Origin of the sequence: Bdellovibrio sp. HCB-162, from assembly GCF_047344985.1 — a bacterium.
Classification (GTDB): Bacteria; Bdellovibrionota; Bdellovibrionia; order Bdellovibrionales; family Bdellovibrionaceae; genus Bdellovibrio.
The window spans coordinates 2,994,718-3,012,584 of record NZ_CP178861.1; the positions used below are offsets into that span (position 1 = coordinate 2,994,718).

19 protein-coding genes are annotated in these 17,867 nt (G+C 44.3%); 8 read left to right on the top strand and 11 right to left on the bottom strand.

Features of this window, described 5'->3' with window-relative positions; all coding sequences use genetic code 11:
- Positions 1 to 23: 23 nt before the first annotated feature.
- From ACLSSO_RS14500 to ACLSSO_RS14510, 3 genes are read left to right on the top strand one after another with little or no spacing between them, the layout of a single operon-like run.
- Positions 24 to 629, top strand: coding sequence for a YceI family protein (locus tag ACLSSO_RS14500; protein ID WP_413943240.1), 606 nt, complete (start codon positions 24 to 26; stop codon positions 627 to 629).
- Positions 630 to 643: 14 nt separating this feature from the next.
- Positions 644 to 1,498, top strand: a complete 855-nt coding sequence (locus tag ACLSSO_RS14505; RefSeq protein ID WP_295902871.1) for a DUF692 domain-containing protein — start codon at positions 644 to 646, stop codon at positions 1,496 to 1,498.
- A complete protein-coding gene (locus ACLSSO_RS14510; RefSeq protein ID WP_413943241.1) occupies positions 1,467 to 2,243 on the top strand; it encodes a putative DNA-binding domain-containing protein in 777 nt (258 codons plus the stop codon). Before ACLSSO_RS14505 ends, ACLSSO_RS14510 begins: the two co-directional genes overlap by 32 nt.
- Here ACLSSO_RS14510 and ACLSSO_RS14515 read toward each other — a convergent pair.
- The 4 genes from ACLSSO_RS14515 to ACLSSO_RS14530 form a co-directional block, all read right to left on the bottom strand.
- Positions 2,240 to 3,706 carry a cache domain-containing protein gene (locus ACLSSO_RS14515; RefSeq protein ID WP_295902875.1) on the bottom strand — a complete coding sequence of 489 codons (1,467 nt, stop codon included), beginning with the start codon at positions 3,704 to 3,706 and terminating at the stop codon, positions 2,240 to 2,242. The genes ACLSSO_RS14510 and ACLSSO_RS14515 overlap by 4 nt on opposite strands.
- Positions 3,707 to 3,809: 103 nt before the next feature.
- Positions 3,810 to 4,589, bottom strand: a complete 780-nt coding sequence (locus ACLSSO_RS14520) for a murein L,D-transpeptidase catalytic domain family protein (protein ID WP_295902878.1) — start codon at positions 4,587 to 4,589, stop codon at positions 3,810 to 3,812.
- Positions 4,590 to 4,645: 56 nt separating this feature from the next.
- Positions 4,646 to 5,419: a hypothetical protein gene (locus ACLSSO_RS14525; RefSeq protein ID WP_413943242.1), complete on the bottom strand. Its 774-nt coding sequence runs from the start codon at positions 5,417 to 5,419 to the stop codon at positions 4,646 to 4,648.
- Positions 5,420 to 5,469: 50 nt separating this feature from the next.
- The gene (locus ACLSSO_RS14530; RefSeq protein WP_295902885.1) at positions 5,470 to 6,204 is read right to left on the bottom strand and encodes a helix-turn-helix domain-containing protein; all 735 of its coding nucleotides are present in this window, start codon (positions 6,202 to 6,204) and stop codon (positions 5,470 to 5,472) included.
- Between the two features lie 103 nt (positions 6,205 to 6,307).
- Here ACLSSO_RS14530 and ACLSSO_RS14535 point away from each other — a divergent pair, with 103 nt between their 5' ends.
- From ACLSSO_RS14535 to ACLSSO_RS14545, 3 genes are all read left to right on the top strand, one after another.
- Entirely contained in the window at positions 6,308 to 6,448 is a 141-nt protein-coding gene (locus ACLSSO_RS14535; protein ID WP_340592712.1) for a hypothetical protein, read from the top strand.
- 105 nt (positions 6,449 to 6,553) lie between these two features.
- Positions 6,554 to 8,224 (top strand): ABC transporter ATP-binding protein, encoded by a 1,671-nt coding sequence (locus tag ACLSSO_RS14540; protein ID WP_413943243.1) that lies wholly within the window; start codon positions 6,554 to 6,556, stop codon positions 8,222 to 8,224.
- Positions 8,217 to 10,028: an ABC transporter ATP-binding protein gene (locus tag ACLSSO_RS14545; RefSeq protein WP_413943244.1), complete on the top strand. Its 1,812-nt coding sequence runs from the start codon at positions 8,217 to 8,219 to the stop codon at positions 10,026 to 10,028. Before ACLSSO_RS14540 ends, ACLSSO_RS14545 begins: the two co-directional genes overlap by 8 nt.
- On the opposite strand, the gene ACLSSO_RS14550 is transcribed toward ACLSSO_RS14545, so the two are convergent.
- Positions 9,959 to 10,939 carry a hypothetical protein gene (locus tag ACLSSO_RS14550; RefSeq protein ID WP_295902893.1) on the bottom strand — a complete coding sequence of 327 codons (981 nt, stop codon included), beginning with the start codon at positions 10,937 to 10,939 and terminating at the stop codon, positions 9,959 to 9,961. The genes ACLSSO_RS14545 and ACLSSO_RS14550 overlap by 70 nt on opposite strands.
- A gap of 38 nt (positions 10,940 to 10,977) precedes the next feature.
- Positions 10,978 to 11,781, bottom strand: a complete 804-nt coding sequence (locus ACLSSO_RS14555) for a GYF domain-containing protein (RefSeq protein ID WP_295902896.1) — start codon at positions 11,779 to 11,781, stop codon at positions 10,978 to 10,980.
- Between the two features lie 240 nt (positions 11,782 to 12,021).
- Between ACLSSO_RS14555 and ACLSSO_RS14560 the strand changes: the two genes are divergently transcribed.
- Positions 12,022 to 12,936, top strand: a complete 915-nt coding sequence (locus tag ACLSSO_RS14560) for a chemotaxis protein CheX (RefSeq protein WP_295902899.1) — start codon at positions 12,022 to 12,024, stop codon at positions 12,934 to 12,936.
- A 173-nt stretch (positions 12,937 to 13,109) separates the two neighbouring features.
- Here the strand turns inward: ACLSSO_RS14560 and ACLSSO_RS14565 are convergent, their stop codons facing one another.
- Positions 13,110 to 14,006: an HNH endonuclease signature motif containing protein gene (locus ACLSSO_RS14565; RefSeq protein WP_413943245.1), complete on the bottom strand. Its 897-nt coding sequence runs from the start codon at positions 14,004 to 14,006 to the stop codon at positions 13,110 to 13,112.
- 435 nt (positions 14,007 to 14,441) lie between these two features.
- On the opposite strand from ACLSSO_RS14565, the gene ACLSSO_RS14570 reads away from it, so the two are divergent.
- Positions 14,442 to 14,672, top strand: coding sequence for a VOC family protein (locus ACLSSO_RS14570; RefSeq protein WP_413943246.1), 231 nt, complete (start codon positions 14,442 to 14,444; stop codon positions 14,670 to 14,672).
- Positions 14,673 to 14,718: 46 nt separating this feature from the next.
- On the opposite strand, the gene ACLSSO_RS14575 is transcribed toward ACLSSO_RS14570, so the two are convergent.
- The 4 genes from ACLSSO_RS14575 to ACLSSO_RS14590 are packed head-to-tail and all read right to left on the bottom strand — an operon-like array spanning position 14,719 to position 17,792.
- Positions 14,719 to 15,120, bottom strand: a complete 402-nt coding sequence (locus ACLSSO_RS14575; protein WP_295902910.1) for an acyl-CoA thioesterase — start codon at positions 15,118 to 15,120, stop codon at positions 14,719 to 14,721.
- Positions 15,121 to 15,129: 9 nt separating this feature from the next.
- Positions 15,130 to 16,143, bottom strand: a complete 1,014-nt coding sequence (gene phnE, locus ACLSSO_RS14580; RefSeq protein WP_413943247.1) for a phosphonate ABC transporter, permease protein PhnE — start codon at positions 16,141 to 16,143, stop codon at positions 15,130 to 15,132.
- Complete coding sequence (gene phnC, locus ACLSSO_RS14585; RefSeq protein ID WP_295902916.1) at positions 16,118 to 16,897, bottom strand: phosphonate ABC transporter ATP-binding protein; 780 nt, start codon at positions 16,895 to 16,897, stop codon at positions 16,118 to 16,120. Before phnC ends, phnE begins: the two co-directional genes overlap by 26 nt.
- A gap of 1 nt (position 16,898) precedes the next feature.
- Positions 16,899 to 17,792: a phosphate/phosphite/phosphonate ABC transporter substrate-binding protein gene (locus ACLSSO_RS14590; protein WP_413943248.1), complete on the bottom strand. Its 894-nt coding sequence runs from the start codon at positions 17,790 to 17,792 to the stop codon at positions 16,899 to 16,901.
- Positions 17,793 to 17,867: the final 75 nt, after the last annotated feature.

A 17,867-nucleotide genomic window follows, 5' to 3' on the forward strand; every position in this document is an offset into this window, starting at 1 on the left:
GCACTAAACCGAAAGGATTTAAAATGCGCGTTCTACTTTTTTCTTTTTTAGCGACCGCCAGTTTTTCTTCTTCCGCGTTTGCCGCAAAGTACGAGCTTGATAAAGCTCACACGAGTATCGCCTTTCAGGCTCCCCATCTTGTTGTTTCCAAAGTCAACGGCCGCTTCGATGAGTTCGATGGCAGTTTTGATTTTGACGAGACTTCTCAAAAACTTGATAACGTCGTCGTCACTATCAAAACCGCGTCACTCAATACGAATCAAAAAGATCGCGACAAAGATCTGCGCAGTAAAAACTTTTTCGACGTTGAAAAGTATCCCAACATGACTTTCAAAAGTACGAAGGTCGAATACGACAAAGACAAACCTAAAAAAGTTCATGGAGATCTCACCATTCACGGCGTCACCAAGCCCATCGTTTTGGACGTCAATTACAACGGCGCTGTGACAGACCCCTGGGGCAATCGCATGGTGAGCTTTGATGCAGAAACCAAGATTGATCGTAAAGATTTCGGGATGACTTGGAATAAGCAACTCGACAAAGGCGGATGGATGGTCGGTGACGATATTAAAATCAAAATCGACGGCGAAGCCAAAGTTGCAAAACCTCAAGCCCCTGCAAAAAAATAACTAAAGGAAGAAAAATGCACCCGTCATCATTCACTCACAAAGTGGGGTTGGGCCTCAGGCCTCCTCATTATTCTTTTTTAGAACAACGACCTTCTACGGAAGTCGCGTGGTTTGAAGCAATCTCGGAAAACTACATGGATTCGCGGGGACGTCCGATGGAGATGCTCCAGCTCATTCGTCAGGATTATCCCATCGCCCTGCACGGCGTTTCGATGAATATCGGTTCTCCCGAAGGCATTCGCTTGGACTATCTACAGAAACTTCGTGATCTGATTGACCGCGTGGAACCGTTTATTGTTTCCGACCATCTTTGTTGGACGGGAACGTCGGATATGAACATGCACGATCTTCTTCCTCTCCCCTTCACCGAAGACAGTGTCGCAACTTTGGTGAACAATATCGATTTCGTACAAACCTTTTTGCGTCGTCCTTTGATTTTAGAAAACGTATCGACTTACATCAGCTATCGTCGCAATGAGATGAGCGAGTGGGATTTTGTCAGCGAAGTCAGTCGCCGATCCGGTTGCGGGTTGCTTCTGGATATCAATAATGTCTACGTGAATTCTTACAATCACGGTTTCGATCCGCATTACTTTTTAAATCACATTCCGATGGATCGCGTGGCGCAAGTTCATATGGCAGGGCCTTCGGACTATGGCGATTTTCTTTTTGATACCCATTCGACAGATATTCCCGAACCTGTTTGGAATTTGTTTAAAATTTTGGCGCCACAAATTCGCCACCTGCCGATTCTTATTGAACGCGATGAAGACATTCCTGACTTCCATGAGCTTGAAGTTGAAGTGATGAAGGCCGTTTACATTTTGGAGAGTTCCCATGAATCTGAACGAAGCATTGAACCTGTTTAAAAGAAATATTGCCTCTCGACAAACCGCCGATAGCAACGCCGAAGCGGAACTAAAACCCGTCGGCTCGCTTTCTTTAGAGCAAGCCTTTCAAGTCTATCATCAAGGCTACGTTGCCCGTCTGACCGAGGCTTTACGTGAAATTTATGAGGCCTCTTCGTGGGTTTTAGGTGAGGATGAATTTCACAACGCCAGTCGCAAGTATATCGACGCTCAACCCTCACGCTCGTACAATCTTTCTGATTACGGTCATGAATTCCCGGAGCACTTGCAGATGTCTTCTTTGGGAACGGCTCATCCATTTCTCTATGATCTGGCACGCTTTGAGTGGACTTTTAAAAATATGTATCATACGCCAACATCAGATCCATTTCCCGCCGAGGAAATCCAGGCGTTGCTGAATTCAGAGGATTTCAAAGTGCATTTCATTGAAGGCATGGACATCTTTCAAAGTCCTTACGCGATCTATGAAATTTGGCGACGACGCAATGATCCGGCTGGAGCCATCGACGATATTCACTGGCAAACACCTGAAAGTCTTTTAGTATATAAGAAGCAAAAAAAAATTTACGTGCATAGAATTGATCACGTGGAGGCCCAGGTTTTAACCGAACTCAAAGAAGGCAAATCCGTTTCTCAGGCCCTGGTGGGTTTTTCCCATGTCCTGACGTCAGAAAAAATCACGCAGCTTTTTCAAATGATCATGAGAGCGGGAATTATTGAAGACGTCTTGGTTTTAGAAACCTAAGCCGCCTTCTTCGCCGATCTTCCGATGACTTCAGAAGCCATATGGTGAACCATGTGCTGAAGAGTGTTGGCTTGCGCTGACATCTCTTCAGACGTTGCCGCTGTTTCTTCTGCCGCCGCCGAGAAAGCTTGCGTCTGCTGCCCTAGAGATCCCATCGCATCGTGAATGGAACGAATGCCTTCGGATTGCTGTGCAGAAGTCTCAGCAATTTCTTGATTGAGCACGTTGACCTTTTGCACGGATGTCACAATTCCATCTAAAACTTTATCACTTTTTTCTGCGAGTTCTAACGACACTTGAGTTTGCGTGACACTGCTTGTGATCACCGTTTTAACTTCTTTCGCAGCTTGGGCTGACTTTAAAGCCAGTCCACGCACGGCCTCGGCAACAACGGCAAAACCTTTTCCTTGTTCTCCGGCACGAGCGGCTTCCACCGCCGCATTTAAGGCCAAAAGATTTGTTTGAAACGCGATATCGTCAATGATGTCCATGGCAGACGTGATCTCACCAGAAATTTTCGACATCACCGTGATGGATTCAATCAAGCGCTTAACTTCGCCCGCACCTTGAGAGGCACCAGCTTCTGAATTTTTCGCAAGCTCTGCTGCGGCTCTTGCGCGGTCTTGATTGGTTTTCACGATGTCATTTAATTCTTTAACGGCGTTGAGTGTTTCTTCAATACGGGCTGCGGATTCCACGGCTCCTTGTGCGACGTTTTGTCCCGCATTTGAAAGCATGTTGGAAGCTTCCAAAACCTGCTGGCTTGCATCGTTCGTATCATTCACAGTTTTTGCCAAAAAGTTCATAAGCTTTCCGGCGAAAACAAAGAACAAACCAAAAGCTAAAACGAATGCGCATGAAAAACTGATAATCACTTTGGAGCGAAACTGCGCCACGGATTTTTCAACGTCATCCACATACACACCACTACCAATGATCCACTTCCACGGCTTAAACTGTCTTACGAAACTGATTTTTGGCTCGGGCTGAGGTGAACCCGGCTTCGGCCACAGATATCTGACAAAACCTTCGCCTTCAGAAGTTTGTCCGACACGCGCAAACTCTACGAACAAACGAAGACCTTCGGGATCTTTCATATCAGAAAGATCTTTACCATTCAGTTCCGGCTTAATCGGATGCATCATCATTTTGGGATGAAGATCGTTGATCCAAAAATATTCATTGCCGTTATAACGGAGTTTTGAAACTGCAAGCAAGGCTTGTTTCTGCGCTTCTTCATCAGTGATGACTTTGGCTTCCGCAAGTTGATGATAGTGTTCTAAAACTTTTCCCGCAATATCCACGGTATTACGAATGGATGTTTTGCGGTCTTCATATAAATTGGTACGCACCAAGGGCAGCACGTAAAACAAAACTATCGCCCACAAAGGCAGGATCGCCACGACAAGAAGAGCTAATATTTTGTAACGGTAACTCTGTGACTTCCAGACTTTATTCCACATACATGTACTCCCCGGGAGTGAAATTGCATGGGAAAAGATCGGCATCTGCTTAAGAACCTGAAGCACTCTCGAGGGTTTATGAGGAAGTTTAATTATTTATATTTCAGAATGAGACAGCGGAAGGAATCCAATCAAGTCCTCCACCCTCCCCCGGTGTTCGATTTGTGTTAACACCGGGAGGAACGACTTCATCGCCGACCATTGCTTGCTCGGAAGGATAACGCCTTGAAAATCCAATGAGGTCTTTATGATAAGACAAAAGCAGACTTCCGTTTTGCAAAAGATTGATCAGGTAATTCACATACTCAAGTCCAACGGCAAAGCATCCTTCGCTCCAGCCAAGACGTCCATTTCTTTGAATAAAGTCTTCACTCACGTAAGAGGCGCCGTGCAAAACAATTGTTCGCAGTTTGGCGTTATTATTCGAGCGGTCAATACCGTCGAGATAAAGTGAAATGCCGTTCTTAGAACTGACGTATGAACCTTTGGCAAAATAAAAGCCCAACGAACTTTTCCAGGAATCCGGAAGATTTGAAAAGCTGCGCGTCTCAATAATGCCTGAGCGAATGCCATGAGCCACATAGAATTTTTCAACAGAGCCATTGCTAAGATTTATCAGAAACAATCTTTTTTCCGTCGAGGGCCGGGAGTAATCGACCAGCACCGTGTACGTCAGATTCGGAATTCGCCCCTCATTGTAATCGTACATGCGGAAGATCAAGTCCAAAGGTTCGCGAGAAACACCTTGCTCCATCACAACGTCAAAAAGGAAACGCCCGTTTCCCAAACGACGATTGAATAAAGAATCCGCCCACGCCGTTGTCGCGATCAGATCCACTGCTAAAAAAATCCATAGTGAAAAGATGCGTGCAAATGAAGCCATAGTCACACTCTCAATGGAAGTGCGAATATCAGCAAATTAAGTTTCCGAAAGGTGTGTCAGGGCCAAGGAATATGCGGCACATCCTGGCAGATGATCGGCAAAGCTTCGGCTTGCAAAGGAGCGGCAAGAGCGTCGATTTCAGAAGATTCGTCCAAAAGATTTATGTGCGATTTCAAAACTGTTCTCGACAAAAGCAATGACGAGATGTGCAGTTTCGCGCGAGCCTTTTGGTCATGTATTGGCGCAAGACCTGCCATTCGACGAATGGATTCCAAAACGTGGCGAACCATGCAGTTGTAGCGGGGAACTCTGTTGAGTTCTTGAACTTGCTCATCAGCATAACGAACAATGCCATCATAGTGTTTGGCTTTAAAAAGCTCCCTCAGACGCTCAGAAATTTCGCCCGTTGGCGCCGGATGAAAATGTTGAAGTGAGTCTTTACCGTCTGGGTTGACCGCACGAAATGCCGGTGTGTGCGACATATCAATAAAATCCGCGCACAGAATCGGGATGCCGGCGCGCTGATAGGGGGCCGCCCATGCGTCTGCTAAAGGAGCCACCCATAAAACTTTCTTCTCGGCCTTGATCAGCATTTCAGAAATCGCGCGGCTCTGCCCTTGAGAAAGTCGCTCGTATACAGGGGCTCTTTGTTCGTTGATTTTGATGGCCTCACGAAGGTGCGTGGACAAACATGGCTTCACATCTTTAAGGCCCGCTTGTCCAATAGCAGGCAATAGAAGTCCTATGAGAAAAACCACAAGTGAGCGACGGCGACTGTCTATAAATAAGTCACCCTGACAAATCGCGGTTTTTATCCGTTGCCAGTTCATTCTTGCTCCCTTTAATTACTCTGGTTTTATTAAAAGCAAAGCTGGTGCCATTACTCTTTCTTTTTGATCGCGCCCATATAGGAATGCTGCCAAGGACGATACGAAAAGAGAACACCCATATCCACGACGGAAACGTTGTGTTCACTTTCAAAACGGGACTCCTCTTGCATCTCCAACATCAATTTTTCAAGTTTCGTTTTGTACTTCGCCATAGTCTGCGGGCTGAGTTTTAAGAAGGAAAAACGAATGTAGTCCTCTGGACGGAAATCATAATTGAGATAGTGCGCCTTCGTATTTTCAAAAAGAGCTTTCCCGACAAGTCCGTCACGACGGAAGCGCAAAAATCCATGGCGTTTTAATTTCACTTTGTCACGCGGATGAAGCTCAATGAGATTCAAACGGTCTAATTGGAAAAGATATTTTTTCGACTCGGAACTGGAGATCTGATACTCCCGCTCGATTTTTTGCGGCGTCTTTCCCTCTTGCAACATCATAAAGTAATGCAGCATGCGCGAGTTTTCGGCCAACGCTTTTTCCTGATCATCCGTGAGAGTAAAAACCTGAGAGGTCTCTTCTAAGTTGGCGGATTTTACGACTTCGGAAAAACTGATGTCAGCGACTCTGCAAATTTCTTCCAGGCGCTCTAGACTCAAACTCTTGTTGGAGAGAATGCGCTTAACGCTAGACTCACTCAAATTCAATGCTTTCGCCAAGTCTCGATACAAGACGTTCTTTGCTTTTAGTGCCCGTTTTAGGGAATTCAAGAATTGGTCAATTTGTGACATATCAACCCCCAAAACCACGGTATTACATGATGGTACTTAAATCAAGGGTATTGAATTATAGGACCAAGCCGCCGATCCTTAGTAAGAGAACGCAGGAGGTTCTATGAGCATTCTCAAGTTCATCGTGGATCGTTTAACAAGCAAAAGACCTTTCTTTTATGGCTGGGAGCAAAGAGCGTACGAACGACGCCAAGAGCAATATCCCACGTCGTTTCAAAACACTTGCAGGCTCAAGCAGGATTAAATACTCTCCTTCTGCATGCAAAGTTCGACCACTGACTCTTCAGTCCTCTTTAATCGTCCCCTTTGGTTTTACATTAAAAACAATCCCCGAGCCTTCAGCTTGGGGATGTTTTTTTTAATCATCACGAATGCGCTGGATGGGGTGTATCCACTCATCATGAAAACGGCTATTGACCAGATCGAAGCGCAGGTGCCGTTGAATAATATCGGCAAAACGTGTTTGATCTTTTTTGCGGTGATGGCAGGACTTGCCGTCAGCCGTTATGGATGGCGTACGAACTTTGGGCGCTTTCACACTTTTGCGGCTGAACACATTCGCCAAAAACTTTTCCGTCACGTGACGTCTTTGGGACCGAACTTCTTCCACAAAAATCAAGTGGGAGAATTAATGAGTCTTTTGACCAATGACGTTCAATCTTTTCGCCAAGCGATCGGTCCTGGGCTTTTAATCCTCGCTGACGGCGTGATTATCATCGCCGTGGTTCTGCCGATTATGGCGACTATGAATTGGGCTTGGACTTGGAAGACGTTGGTTTTTCTTCCGATCGTTCCCTTTCTTATTTGGAAAGTGATGCGTCTTATTCACTCCAATTATAAAATTCAGCAGGACCGCTTTTCCGAACTTACCGGTGTAGCTCAAGAAACTGTGGGCGGCATCCGTGTGATTAAAAGTTTTGCTCAAGAAGACAACCGCACAACATTGTTTAACGGCGTCAGCTCTGCGTTTGAACAAGCTTGTAATAAAGTCGCGCGCATTGATGCGTTCTTTGTTCCGGTGATGGAGTTTGGCGTTACCTCTGGCAGCGTGATTCTATTGTTTATCGCTAAAGATGATATCTATTCAGGCGCTGTGACCATTGGAACCTTTGTGGCTTTTCATCGCTACATCCAAAAAATGGTGTGGCCGATGACAGCCTTGGGAATGGGGTTTTCTTACTTCCAAAAAGGTTACGCTTCCTTTGACCGCATCAAGGATGTTCTTAAAACAAAAACAGACATTCCTGATAATGGCACTTACGAAATTGCTGAGTTTAAAACTTTGGAATTTAAAAATGTCTCTTACAAACATAAAGGCAGTGACCATTATGTTTTGAAAAACGTTTCCTTTTCTTTAAATGCCGGCGAAAGCTTAGGGATCATGGGTCCTGTTGGTGCCGGAAAAACGACTTTGCTTCACCTGCTTTCTCGTATGTACCCACTTGAAGAAGGACAAATCCTTATCAACGGAGTGTCGATCGAAAATATTTCTCAAGAGTCTTTACGAAAAACTTTGCTGCTTGTTCCTCAAGAAGCTTTCTTATTTAGTGAAAGTATCTCTGAGAACGTCAGCTTCGGCCTTAAAGAACGCGCTTCTGAAGAAGAAATCTTACGCATGACGGAGATTGTGGATCTCAGTAAAGAAATTGATTCTTTACCGCACAAGTACGATTCACAATTGGGCGAAAGAGGTGTCAACCTTTCCGGCGGACAAAAACAACGCCTGACCATTGCCCGCGGTTTGATTATGAAAACTCCCGTCTTGGTTTTGGATGACTCTTTAAGTGCCGTGGATACGCGCACCGAAAAAGCCATTGAAGAAGAATTGGCGAAGAGCAATTCCACGACCAGCCGAATTATTGTGGCCCATCGTTTGTCTTCTTTAAAGGCCGTGGATCATTTGTTAATTTTGAAAGACGGCCAAGTCGAAGCCCATGGCACTTACGAAGAAGTTTTAAAAGTGAGCCCGACATTCCAAAAAATTGTCCAAATCCAAGGGAAAGGAGATCACCATGAGTGAAAATTTCATGCATGAAGACCTGGTGAAAACCAAGATCACCTACCCGGTTCTTTTTAAACGCCTGTGGCCTTATGCTCGTCGTGAAAAGTTATTACTTTTTTCCGCGATCTTCGCAGTGGCTGGTGGAGCTACTGTTGCCCGTTTGATTCCGGCTTTGATCGGATATGCGATTGACCATGGCGTGAAGGGAAAAGACTACAGCGTCTTTACAAAAGTCGCTTACGCTTATTTGATTCTAGAAATCTTCCGCTCGTGTTTTTCTTTTGCGAACGTTTATCTCTTCCAGCTTTTTGGAAATAGAATGCTTTTTCATTTGCGCGAAGACCTGATGGCCCACGTGCAAAGATTGCCTTTGCAGTTTTTCAATAAAACGCCGACGGGCCGAATCGTGACTCGTTTGACCAACGACGTGATGTCTTTGGGCGAACTTTTTACTGATGGCGTGATTTCTGTCTTCACGCATTTCGTGATCATCATGTCTGTTATTGTGGCTTTGGCTTTGATTTCTTGGAAACTGACTCTTGTGAGCTTGGTCTTAGCGCCATTTTTTATTGGTGCTTCGTTTTATTTAAGCAATCGCATCCGCGATATCTTAAGAGAACAGAAAAAGAAATTATCATTGATCAATGCGTTTTTGGCGGAAAACCTGAACGGAATTAAGGTCGTTCAACTGTACAACCGTGTTTTCCGCAACCGTGAAAAGTTTGGCGTTCTTTCCGTTGATTACCGCGATACGAATATGCGCTCCATCCGTGCCTATGCGCTGATGCAGCCGATTATGAATCTTTTTAATGCCACGACAATCACGGCAGCTTTGTACTTTGGCGGACTGTTGAGTGCGCAGAATTCCATTGCGATTGGCGCTTTGGTGGCGTTTTTGATGAATATTCAAGACTTCATCCCGCCTCTTCGTGAAATTTTGGAGAAATATCAGCAATTCCAAAACTCCTTAACGAGTGCTGAGCGTATTTTCACTTTGATGGATGAACCGCAAGAGTATGAACTGGAAAATCTGCAAACTCCTGAGGTTGTTAAAGGCGATATTGAGATTCGCAACTTGAATTTCCAATACGAAAGCAATTTGCCTTTCGTGCTTAAAAATATCTCTTTGCAAATCAAAGCGGGCGAGTCGATCGCTTTGGTCGGACGAACTGGCAGCGGAAAATCGACGTTCATTTCCTTGCTGCAACGATTTTACGATGCTCCAGAGAAAAGTATTTTTATCGATGGTTTGGCTTTGGAAAGAATTCCTCGCACCGAGATCCGCCACCATGTCGGCGTTGTTCAACAGGATAATTTTATCTTCCGTGGAACGATTCGCGATAATATCGGGCTAGGTGATTCGCGCATCAGTGAGGAACAGATCCTGAAGGCTTGTGAGAAAACAGGCTACATGAGTCTTTTAAAACGCACAGGCCGCGATCTTTTAAGCACAGTAGAAGAACGTGGCTCAAACTTATCCGTCGGCGAAAGACAGTTGATCGCGTTTGCGCGCATCTTGGCTTTCAATCCGGATATTTTGATTTTGGATGAAGCGACGGCGAATATCGACTCTGAAAGTGAGCACATCATTCAAGAGGCGACCAAAGAAATCACCAAGGGTCGCACAAGCATTATCATCGCTCACCGTCTTTCGACGATTCAGCAGTGTGATCGCATTGTCGTTTTAGATCATGGGGAAATTGCTGAAGTGGGCTCTCACGAAGAACTTATGAAAGCCCAAGGTCTTTATTATCAGTTTGCGTCTTTAGGTTTGAAGTCCACTTTGATGGATGCGTCAGCCGCCGGAACTGCTGAGCCATAGAAGCGAATGGCATTGATAGATTCGATATAATCCCATCCATTCACGTTGCTGCGAGGAACCGATTGGCCGTTGATCGTAACCGTGATGGATTCAATCACAGGCTTTTTAGAAAGTTTAAAGTCTGTGAGGATTTGGTAGATACGGGCGCGGATGTTTGTAATGGCTGATCCCAGACTAGACGTACAAATTGACTCTTGAACGCCGCCAGAGACGTTAACTAAATCAATGAATCTCCAGCCTACCTCTGAATAGTCATTAAATGTAGTACAGTTTGTACTTGCAGGTGTTACACCGATAAAGTTAAAGACCCAAGATCTAGAACCATCGACCCAAGGGCGCTTAAGACTGTCAAGCAAGCCTGTGTAATGCTGAGTGGGGTTAGAAACTACGCTCTTATCTTCTTCATTTGATAGCGCAATCACAACTAGCAAAGCATCATTACGAAAAAACCCTTTACCCTCGTTAGCAAGATAACCCGAAGACAAAGCATTTTCCATCGACTCAAGGCCACGCTCATTACTACTTCCTGCCTCACCCACGATCATACGATTCTTAAGTGAATTCACAAGATCAGGAGTTGAAGACGTTACATACTTCGGGCTTCCAATAAAGCGGCCGCCGTCAGGATTTGTTCCTCCCATACTCGTCGTAACGACTGCCATATGGTAGTCCATCTTCAACGAGTTCAAACGAGAAACCAGATCTGGAACTTGTGCACTCAGATTTTGTTGATGCTTCAACATTGACGCTGAGTTATCAACAATCCAGAGAATATCCACTTTGTTGTTGTAGGTCACACTTTGATCAAAGTTGTCGGACGTTTCTGGAAGATCAAACTGCACACCCGAAGAACAAGCCATGAGAGCTGTTGACATCATGGCCGCCAACAAAGCTGAAAATTCCTTTTTCATAAATCCTCTTTCAAGACGTTCATAGAGAACAAAAAATCTTATGCTGCCTTTGTCGTAAAGTTTTTAATCGACTCACGCGCCGATTGACTGAGAGTCGTGAATTTCACGCCGTATTTTACGGGTTCTACCGTAGCACTCGTATTGGCGGCATCTTTCACGAACTGCTTACTGACGATCTGGCAAACCGCATTGAATGGAGGAACTCCATCACCGGGTTGGAAATGTAAGAACAAAGACTGGCCTGGTTGTAAATTTGGAGTATCAATCAAGACACCAGCTCCGCCGGCACTGATTTCCAACGCTTGACCACGGAAGACAGTTTTATTGTTATGCACAATCAAAGAAGCACCATAAGATGCGCGAGCATGACGACGACGGAAGAAAATCTCTGCCACGTCGACATCTTTGGAATCTTTCATTCCGCGGATTTTATCTGAAGAGAACTCTTCCACTTCTGCGACTCGTTTCCATGCAGGAAGTTTTGCGTGCCAGATGTAATCGTATTCAAACAAAGTTTTTTCCTGCAGCATTTGGATCAACTCCAACTGGCAGAACGGTCCGTAGTTATTTCCCTCTTTGAGAATAAACCACTCTTTGTCCTTAAGAGCGTTTGCAAATCCCGCTTTTGGAAGAGGCGTCGCACTTGGACGAACCGACGGCTTCTGAGCCAGTTTCTGCGCAAACTCAGGGTGTTCAAGTAGCATCATCCATTCACCTACGTTTTCATCGTAAACGTAATCAGTCCATTGATGTTCCTGGGCCTCGATCTTTTTTAAGACTGTCTCATGCGTGTACGGTCCGATATGAGTCCCATTGTTAGAAAGATAATACTGTTTTGCCATTGTTCCGTTACTCCTTGGACCACCTATCGGCGCAAACAAGACTCGACTTAACTGTAGGAAATTAGACAATTTGTAAGAAAAATGATTCAAATTTTTTGTCGAACTTTTAGTCGTTTTTCATTCTGTAATTAAACTAAATAAAGTTAAAGGGATCCTCATGAAAGCCGATCAGATTACTAGGCGTTAAGAATTCCGTTTTCAAACTGATAGAAGTTTATGGTTTTTATACAGAAGAAAGAAATGAAACTTAGAAAAAACATCCTCATTGTTGATAATAACTGTGAACTCGAGCAATCAGTAAAAGAGCCTTTGCTGAAGCAGCTTGAAAGCTCGGGCGTGTCTCCTATCGTGGTGCGCGCGAAAGACGGAGCTGAAGCGGCGATCAAATCGGAAAATCAAAAATTTGATATGGTTATTATCGACACCGAAGTCCCTCGCTTGATGGATGGCGGTTTCGTGTATGGTATTCATACTTACAAGAACACTCAGGACGCTGAAGTCATCGTGATCTCGCAAAAGGATCCTGCCGATCTTCCGGAGTCTTTACGCAGTTCTAAATTCTTCAAAAAACCCGTAAGTCCCGAAGAACTCATCAATGCCATGATCAGCGTTTTAAACGTGCAACATCATGGACAAGCCAAAGACGCAAGCACAGCTGCAGCGGCTACGAAATACGCTGTGGATGTGCGCGTGATCAATGCTGTGATCAAAGCAACGACCAACGTTCTTGCACAATTTGGCGTGACGTCAGTGAAAATGGAAAAGGCCGGTCCAAAATCTCCGCAAGAATGTTTGCTCGGCGAAGTTTCCTCTGTGATTGACATTAAAAGTCAGTCCTTCCAGGGATATCTGAGCATTTCCTTTGATAAAGGTAGTTTCTTGGAAGTGGTTTCCACGATGTTGATGGAAGAACAAACAGAACTTACCCAGGACAATCAAGACGCCGTCGGTGAGATCAATAATATTATTTTTGGTAATGCTAAATCCGAAATCACCAGCTACGGCGTTCAAATGACCGTGCCTCGCGTGCTTTTGGGGTCAGACCAAATCGTGCCTTGTGCGGCGGGCTCTGCCGGAATGATGATTCCTTTTTCCACGAGCAAAGGGAAATTTTATTTAACGGTGGTTGCGCTACCTATTGCAAAAGCGGCGTAGGATTCTCTAGTACAGCTGTTCTCGGGCTTTAATTATCTGACCGTCCATGAGAGGCCTTCCTGAAGCGCCTCCTGCGCTTCAGGCCGAAGTACATTTGGTTGTCTAATTTAAATCAACCGCTACGCATTTGTTTCTGATGCTTGGATTCTAGCTTTATCATTAGCACTGCTTACTTACGTTGAAAGATATTTGAATCCAGCCTCTTGGCGATATTTCATTTGATTATGTTGAGAGCAGAGTACTTGTGCATTTGCAACCGTGCTTTTGCCATTAGCCCATCGACTTTGCTTATGGTCTACCTGTAAAAACCACCGATTACCACATTGTTTTCCAGTGCTTGGATCTTTATACTGGCAGCATTTATCTTTATTAATAACTGTCTTTCTAGTTCTCGCAGAAAATGGTTTTACTTCCATCGTGGCAGTGACTTCCTCTTGAGGACGCGGCCTCACAGAGGTTTTCTGCTTAATTACCCGATCAGTCACGTATTCTAGGTAATCCACGATATCATTCGAAGAAATGGTATGAGAAAGAAGAGCCTGCGCTTGTTGAATTTTGTCAGCTAGTTCTTTTGAAATCGTCAAAGACAAACGAATGCTTTCATTGGCTTGGATTACTTGGGTTGTTGCTTCAATGACTGGTAAATCAAAGAAGGATGCCACTTCTTTTTGAGATTCTTGAAAATTCTTTGAAGTGATTTGCTCCAACAACTCTTGTTTTTCTTCGGCAGTGACTTTCTTTTGAGTTGTTTTATAAACATCTCTCGCTGCTTTTTGAATAAGTGACACTTGATGAAGTTTTACTTCACCAGATTGGATCTTTTCTCCTAATGTCGGCACTTCACTTAGCAGTCTCGCAGCATCGATTCTACGCTGTGCACTCCCGGCAGAATAACCAACACCCTCAACTAAGTATAAAAACAAATTGGCAAAGCCGTATTCCAAATACAGTCTGCGTTGGTCTATTTCCTTAATAGTCAGAAGAATTTCGTGAAGCAACTCGCGCTCTTTTGCGACCAACGATTTGATTCTTTGATCAAGTTCGAATTTATTTAAATTTTTGAGACTCATCTTTTTCTCCAATCTAAAATTCACTGCCACCGTGGCAGTACCATACCATGACTTTTTGAGAGCGATTTTTGAGGATTTCAATGGGAGAAACGGCGATCTGAATTGCCTCAACAAAGGCACTTATTTGCTTCAATTTTCACCTTTAAGAGGACTTTCTTGCGAATTTAGGAAGCTCCTAGCAAAGAAAAAAATATTTCAATAAAAGAGAAGTAAAATTCAACAAATCACCTGCAAGAAAATTTTTATTACAAATAAATTCAACGCTGAATGCAATTTATTGAGATCATTCGCTGAAGCATTCCAAACTGCGTTTACGATCTATTAGTAGCGGGCAAGATTCTGGCAAGAATTAACAATTGTCCAGAGGAGCGGTGCTTTAAATTTTTTTACTGACGACACCAATCTTAAACCATATCCTTTTTTAAAGGAGCTTTTATGATCACCGGAGTTCAGGATATTTATTACAGCGTGACTCAACCGAAACGTGCCATTCAATTTTATACTGAAGGTCTGGGCATGAAACTCATTGACGAAAGCGAGTACTGGATCGCGCTTGATTGTCATGGCGTAAAAATTCTTGGCGAAGATGATCAACCTTGGGGACACATGCTGGTATTTGAAGATCCAGATGGAAATGTTTTAAAACTGATGAATCCGAAGTATTAATCCAAAGGCTCCACGATCTTGTGGAGCCAGCTATAAAACTCTGCCTTTATTCCATATCTAAAGCTTTTTTCCACTCTGGTGTTGGCTCGATTAATTTTCTTGCCACCATGTCAAACAAACCGAAAGTGAAAAGGGCTTCGCTCGCGACAGTTCCATCTTCTTTCACCATCTGTTGGAGCATTTGGCCGACTTTGCCTTTGTAGTTTACAAGCTTTGTTGTGATCGTGATGTTTTCACGCAGACGGATTTCTTTTAGAAACTTTAGATTCACTTCTAAAATCACCGGGCCTTTTTTCAGTTTGTGAATTTCGCTAAAGCCATAACCGCGTGGTGTGATTAATTCCCAGCGGGCTTCCTCGTACAACTCCAAATACGTGGCGTTGTTGATATGCCCATATGAATCCACATGGTGTTCACGAACTGTGACTTTGTATCTAGCTTCTGACATAACGAACCTCTATTTTAAAGCTTCACGGATATGAGCTGAGGCAAGATCCAGAGCCCACACAACAACGGCAATCACTGCGATGATGCACCCTACTTCACGCCACATCGCCTGTCCTTGATACTGCACCAGCATCGTTCCGATACCGCCGCCACCAACAAGGCCGATGATCGTCGCCATTCGCACATTGATATCCCAGCGATACACCGTAAATGAAATATATGGCAAAAGCACCTGAGGAACAATCGCATACCAAATTGTTTGGAGTTTATTAGCACCCGTTGACTCAATGGCTTCGATGGGACCTTCTTCAACAGCTTCAACCATTTCAGAATATTGTTTCGCCAATGACGCTACGGAGTGAACCATGAGAGCCAACATTCCCGCAAAAGGACCGATTCCCACCCACACTGAAAAGATAATGGCCCAAATCAAAGCTTCAATGGAGCGTGTGATATTCAGCATTGTTCGCAGCACGAAGTACACACTTTGCGCCCAAGGACCCTTCATGATGTTTTTTGCACAAAGAAAACTTAGAACAAATGCCACTGGAATCGCTAAGCTTGTTGCCAAGAACGCCATAAAAATCGTCTCGATGATATTTAAAACTGCACGAGGCAACACAGCCCAGTTCGGATCAAGCAAGCCTTTAAATAACCGCACCGCTCCTGCAAATCCGTTCTCGTCAAAAATTTCGATAAACGAAAACTCTGTTTTAAGAAGGGCGACAATAAATGCAACCGCAAGACTCACAAGAAGCTGCCAACCCCAAAAACGACGATACCATGCTTTGTCAGCTAAAGTAGGAGCCGCCGTTTTAAAGAGAACATCCCCTAACGTCGTGACTTTATTCTTACGAAGAAGAACACTGATTCCACAGCCCACAGCAAAGAAGGCGACAGAAACTAAACTGACGAGTTGTAAATTCAAAAGCTGCTCTTCCGAAGACACAAAAAGTGCCACCGCAAGAACCGCCAGTAAAAAGGCAAAAAGAATTCCGTCAAAGATCGTTCTTCGAAAAATCATGGGCACCTTCGCCGTAAATTCGTTGAAACCATTCTTCGGTGATCTCTTCAGGTTTTCCGGTAAAGACCAGCTCCCCGTCTTTCAATGCCACCACGCGAGTTGCGTACTGCCTCACTAAAGAAAGAAAGTGCAGGTTCACGATCACGGTGATCCCCAGCTCTTGATTGATTTTTCGAAGATAATCCATCACCACATGACAAGTCGCCGGATCTAAGGACGAAACCGGTTCATCAGCCAAAAGTAAAATCGGATTTTGTGTCAAAGCTCTGGCGATGGCCACGCGTTGCTTTTGTCCGCCAGAAAGCTGATCGGCTCGAACTAAAGCCTTATCACCAATACCAACAAGCTTAAGATTGTTAAGAGCTTCCTGCTTTTCTGCCTCAGAAAAAATTCCTAGCAGACTTTGCCAGGTGGATTTTTCAGAAAGGCGTCCCATCAACACGTTTTTCAAAACACTTTGTCGCGGGATCAAATTGAAATGCTGAAAGATCATTCCCATCTTTTTTCTTAAAGAGCGAATGTCCTGAGCTTTTTGCAAGGAACCGATATCTCGTCCCTCAAAAAGGATTTGCCCTGAGGTCGGCTCTTGCAGTCGATTCAAACAGCGAAGCAGCGTTGACTTACCCGAACCACTTAAACCAATGACAACAAGAAACTCTCCTTGCTGTACATCCAAAGTGACATTCTTTAAAGCTGTCACTCCGCTGGGATAAGTTTTTACTAAATTGCGCACGCTTAAAAGCGGAGTGCCCACTTTACTTCCCTTCTGGCGCCAACGTTCTTAACATCTCGCGAACGGTGTCGTAATCACTATCAGAGGCTTTTTTAAAGTTCGTCGCTCCCAACATCAGATCAATAGCTTTTTTGCCTTCGTCTGTCGCGGCAAACTGCAAAAGAGTGTCGACGATTTTTTCTTTCATTTCTTCCGGCATATCCTTGCGGAAAGCAATCGGATCATTGGGGATGGGCTCTGACAACTCGATGATTTTTACTTTTTGTTCTACATCAGGGTACTGCGTTTTTACCAAACGTCGCGCGTCTTCAATCTGACCATTCTGCGGAGGACTGTAGTAAGTCGCACCGGCATCAACCTGTCGTTGATAAATCATCGTCACAACAGAATCATGCTTCATTGCAAACACAATGTCTTTAGGTTCAATCTTAAGATCTTTCAAAGTTTTTAAAGGTAAAAGATAACCCGATGTAGATGCCGGATCGACAAAGGCAATTTTTTTTCCCGCAAGATCCTTTAACGTTTTGATTTTACTATCCGCTCGCGCCAGGAATTGAGATTGGTAAGTGGCAGAGCCATAGCGAATGACGGTTAAACGAGCTTCGGCACCGTATTGTTTGTGCGCAAGGTAGTATCCGTAAGTGTTAATGGCAGCCACGTCGGCCCTTTTCGTACCGAACGCTTCAACGACAGCGACAAACGACTGAGGAATTGTGATTTCGTATTTGTACGGCGTGTTTTTTTCTAAATATTCTTTAAGAACTTTAGCATTGTCCGTGAGAACCTTTGCATCAACAGCAGGAACAAGATGAAATTTAATGGGATTTTTCTCAGTTCCCAGAGCATCTTTTTTAAACTGACAACCCGTCACTGCAAACAGGCTGATCAGGACCATCGTTGAGAGAAGTCGTTTCATGTTGTGGCCTCCCAACTCATTATAGAAAATCACTGGAGACGGGCAAGAAAAGTCTTTGATTTCACTGGACTTGTA

What these genes read in the sequence shown, in the direction of transcription:
- ACLSSO_RS14500 (WP_413943240.1), top strand. Translation starts at nt 24, where the DNA reads ATGCGCGTTCTACTTTTTTCTTTTTTAGCGACCGCCAGTTTTTCTTCT.
- ACLSSO_RS14505 (WP_295902871.1), top strand. Translation starts at nt 644, where the DNA reads ATGCACCCGTCATCATTCACTCACAAAGTGGGGTTGGGCCTCAGGCCT.
- ACLSSO_RS14510 (WP_413943241.1), top strand. Translation starts at nt 1,467, where the DNA reads ATGAATCTGAACGAAGCATTGAACCTGTTTAAAAGAAATATTGCCTCT.
- ACLSSO_RS14515 (WP_295902875.1), bottom strand. Translation starts at nt 3,706, where the DNA reads ATGTGGAATAAAGTCTGGAAGTCACAGAGTTACCGTTACAAAATATTA.
- ACLSSO_RS14520 (WP_295902878.1), bottom strand. Translation starts at nt 4,589, where the DNA reads ATGGCTTCATTTGCACGCATCTTTTCACTATGGATTTTTTTAGCAGTG.
- ACLSSO_RS14525 (WP_413943242.1), bottom strand. Translation starts at nt 5,419, where the DNA reads ATGAACTGGCAACGGATAAAAACCGCGATTTGTCAGGGTGACTTATTT.
- ACLSSO_RS14530 (WP_295902885.1), bottom strand. Translation starts at nt 6,204, where the DNA reads ATGTCACAAATTGACCAATTCTTGAATTCCCTAAAACGGGCACTAAAA.
- ACLSSO_RS14535 (WP_340592712.1), top strand. Translation starts at nt 6,308, where the DNA reads ATGAGCATTCTCAAGTTCATCGTGGATCGTTTAACAAGCAAAAGACCT.
- ACLSSO_RS14540 (WP_413943243.1), top strand. Translation starts at nt 6,554, where the DNA reads ATGTTTTTTTTAATCATCACGAATGCGCTGGATGGGGTGTATCCACTC.
- ACLSSO_RS14545 (WP_413943244.1), top strand. Translation starts at nt 8,217, where the DNA reads ATGAGTGAAAATTTCATGCATGAAGACCTGGTGAAAACCAAGATCACC.
- ACLSSO_RS14550 (WP_295902893.1), bottom strand. Translation starts at nt 10,939, where the DNA reads ATGAAAAAGGAATTTTCAGCTTTGTTGGCGGCCATGATGTCAACAGCT.
- ACLSSO_RS14555 (WP_295902896.1), bottom strand. Translation starts at nt 11,781, where the DNA reads ATGGCAAAACAGTATTATCTTTCTAACAATGGGACTCATATCGGACCG.
- ACLSSO_RS14560 (WP_295902899.1), top strand. Translation starts at nt 12,022, where the DNA reads ATGAAACTTAGAAAAAACATCCTCATTGTTGATAATAACTGTGAACTC.
- ACLSSO_RS14565 (WP_413943245.1), bottom strand. Translation starts at nt 14,006, where the DNA reads ATGAGTCTCAAAAATTTAAATAAATTCGAACTTGATCAAAGAATCAAA.
- ACLSSO_RS14570 (WP_413943246.1), top strand. Translation starts at nt 14,442, where the DNA reads ATGATCACCGGAGTTCAGGATATTTATTACAGCGTGACTCAACCGAAA.
- ACLSSO_RS14575 (WP_295902910.1), bottom strand. Translation starts at nt 15,120, where the DNA reads ATGTCAGAAGCTAGATACAAAGTCACAGTTCGTGAACACCATGTGGAT.
- phnE (WP_413943247.1), bottom strand. Translation starts at nt 16,143, where the DNA reads ATGATTTTTCGAAGAACGATCTTTGACGGAATTCTTTTTGCCTTTTTA.
- ACLSSO_RS14590 (WP_413943248.1), bottom strand. Translation starts at nt 17,792, where the DNA reads ATGAAACGACTTCTCTCAACGATGGTCCTGATCAGCCTGTTTGCAGTG.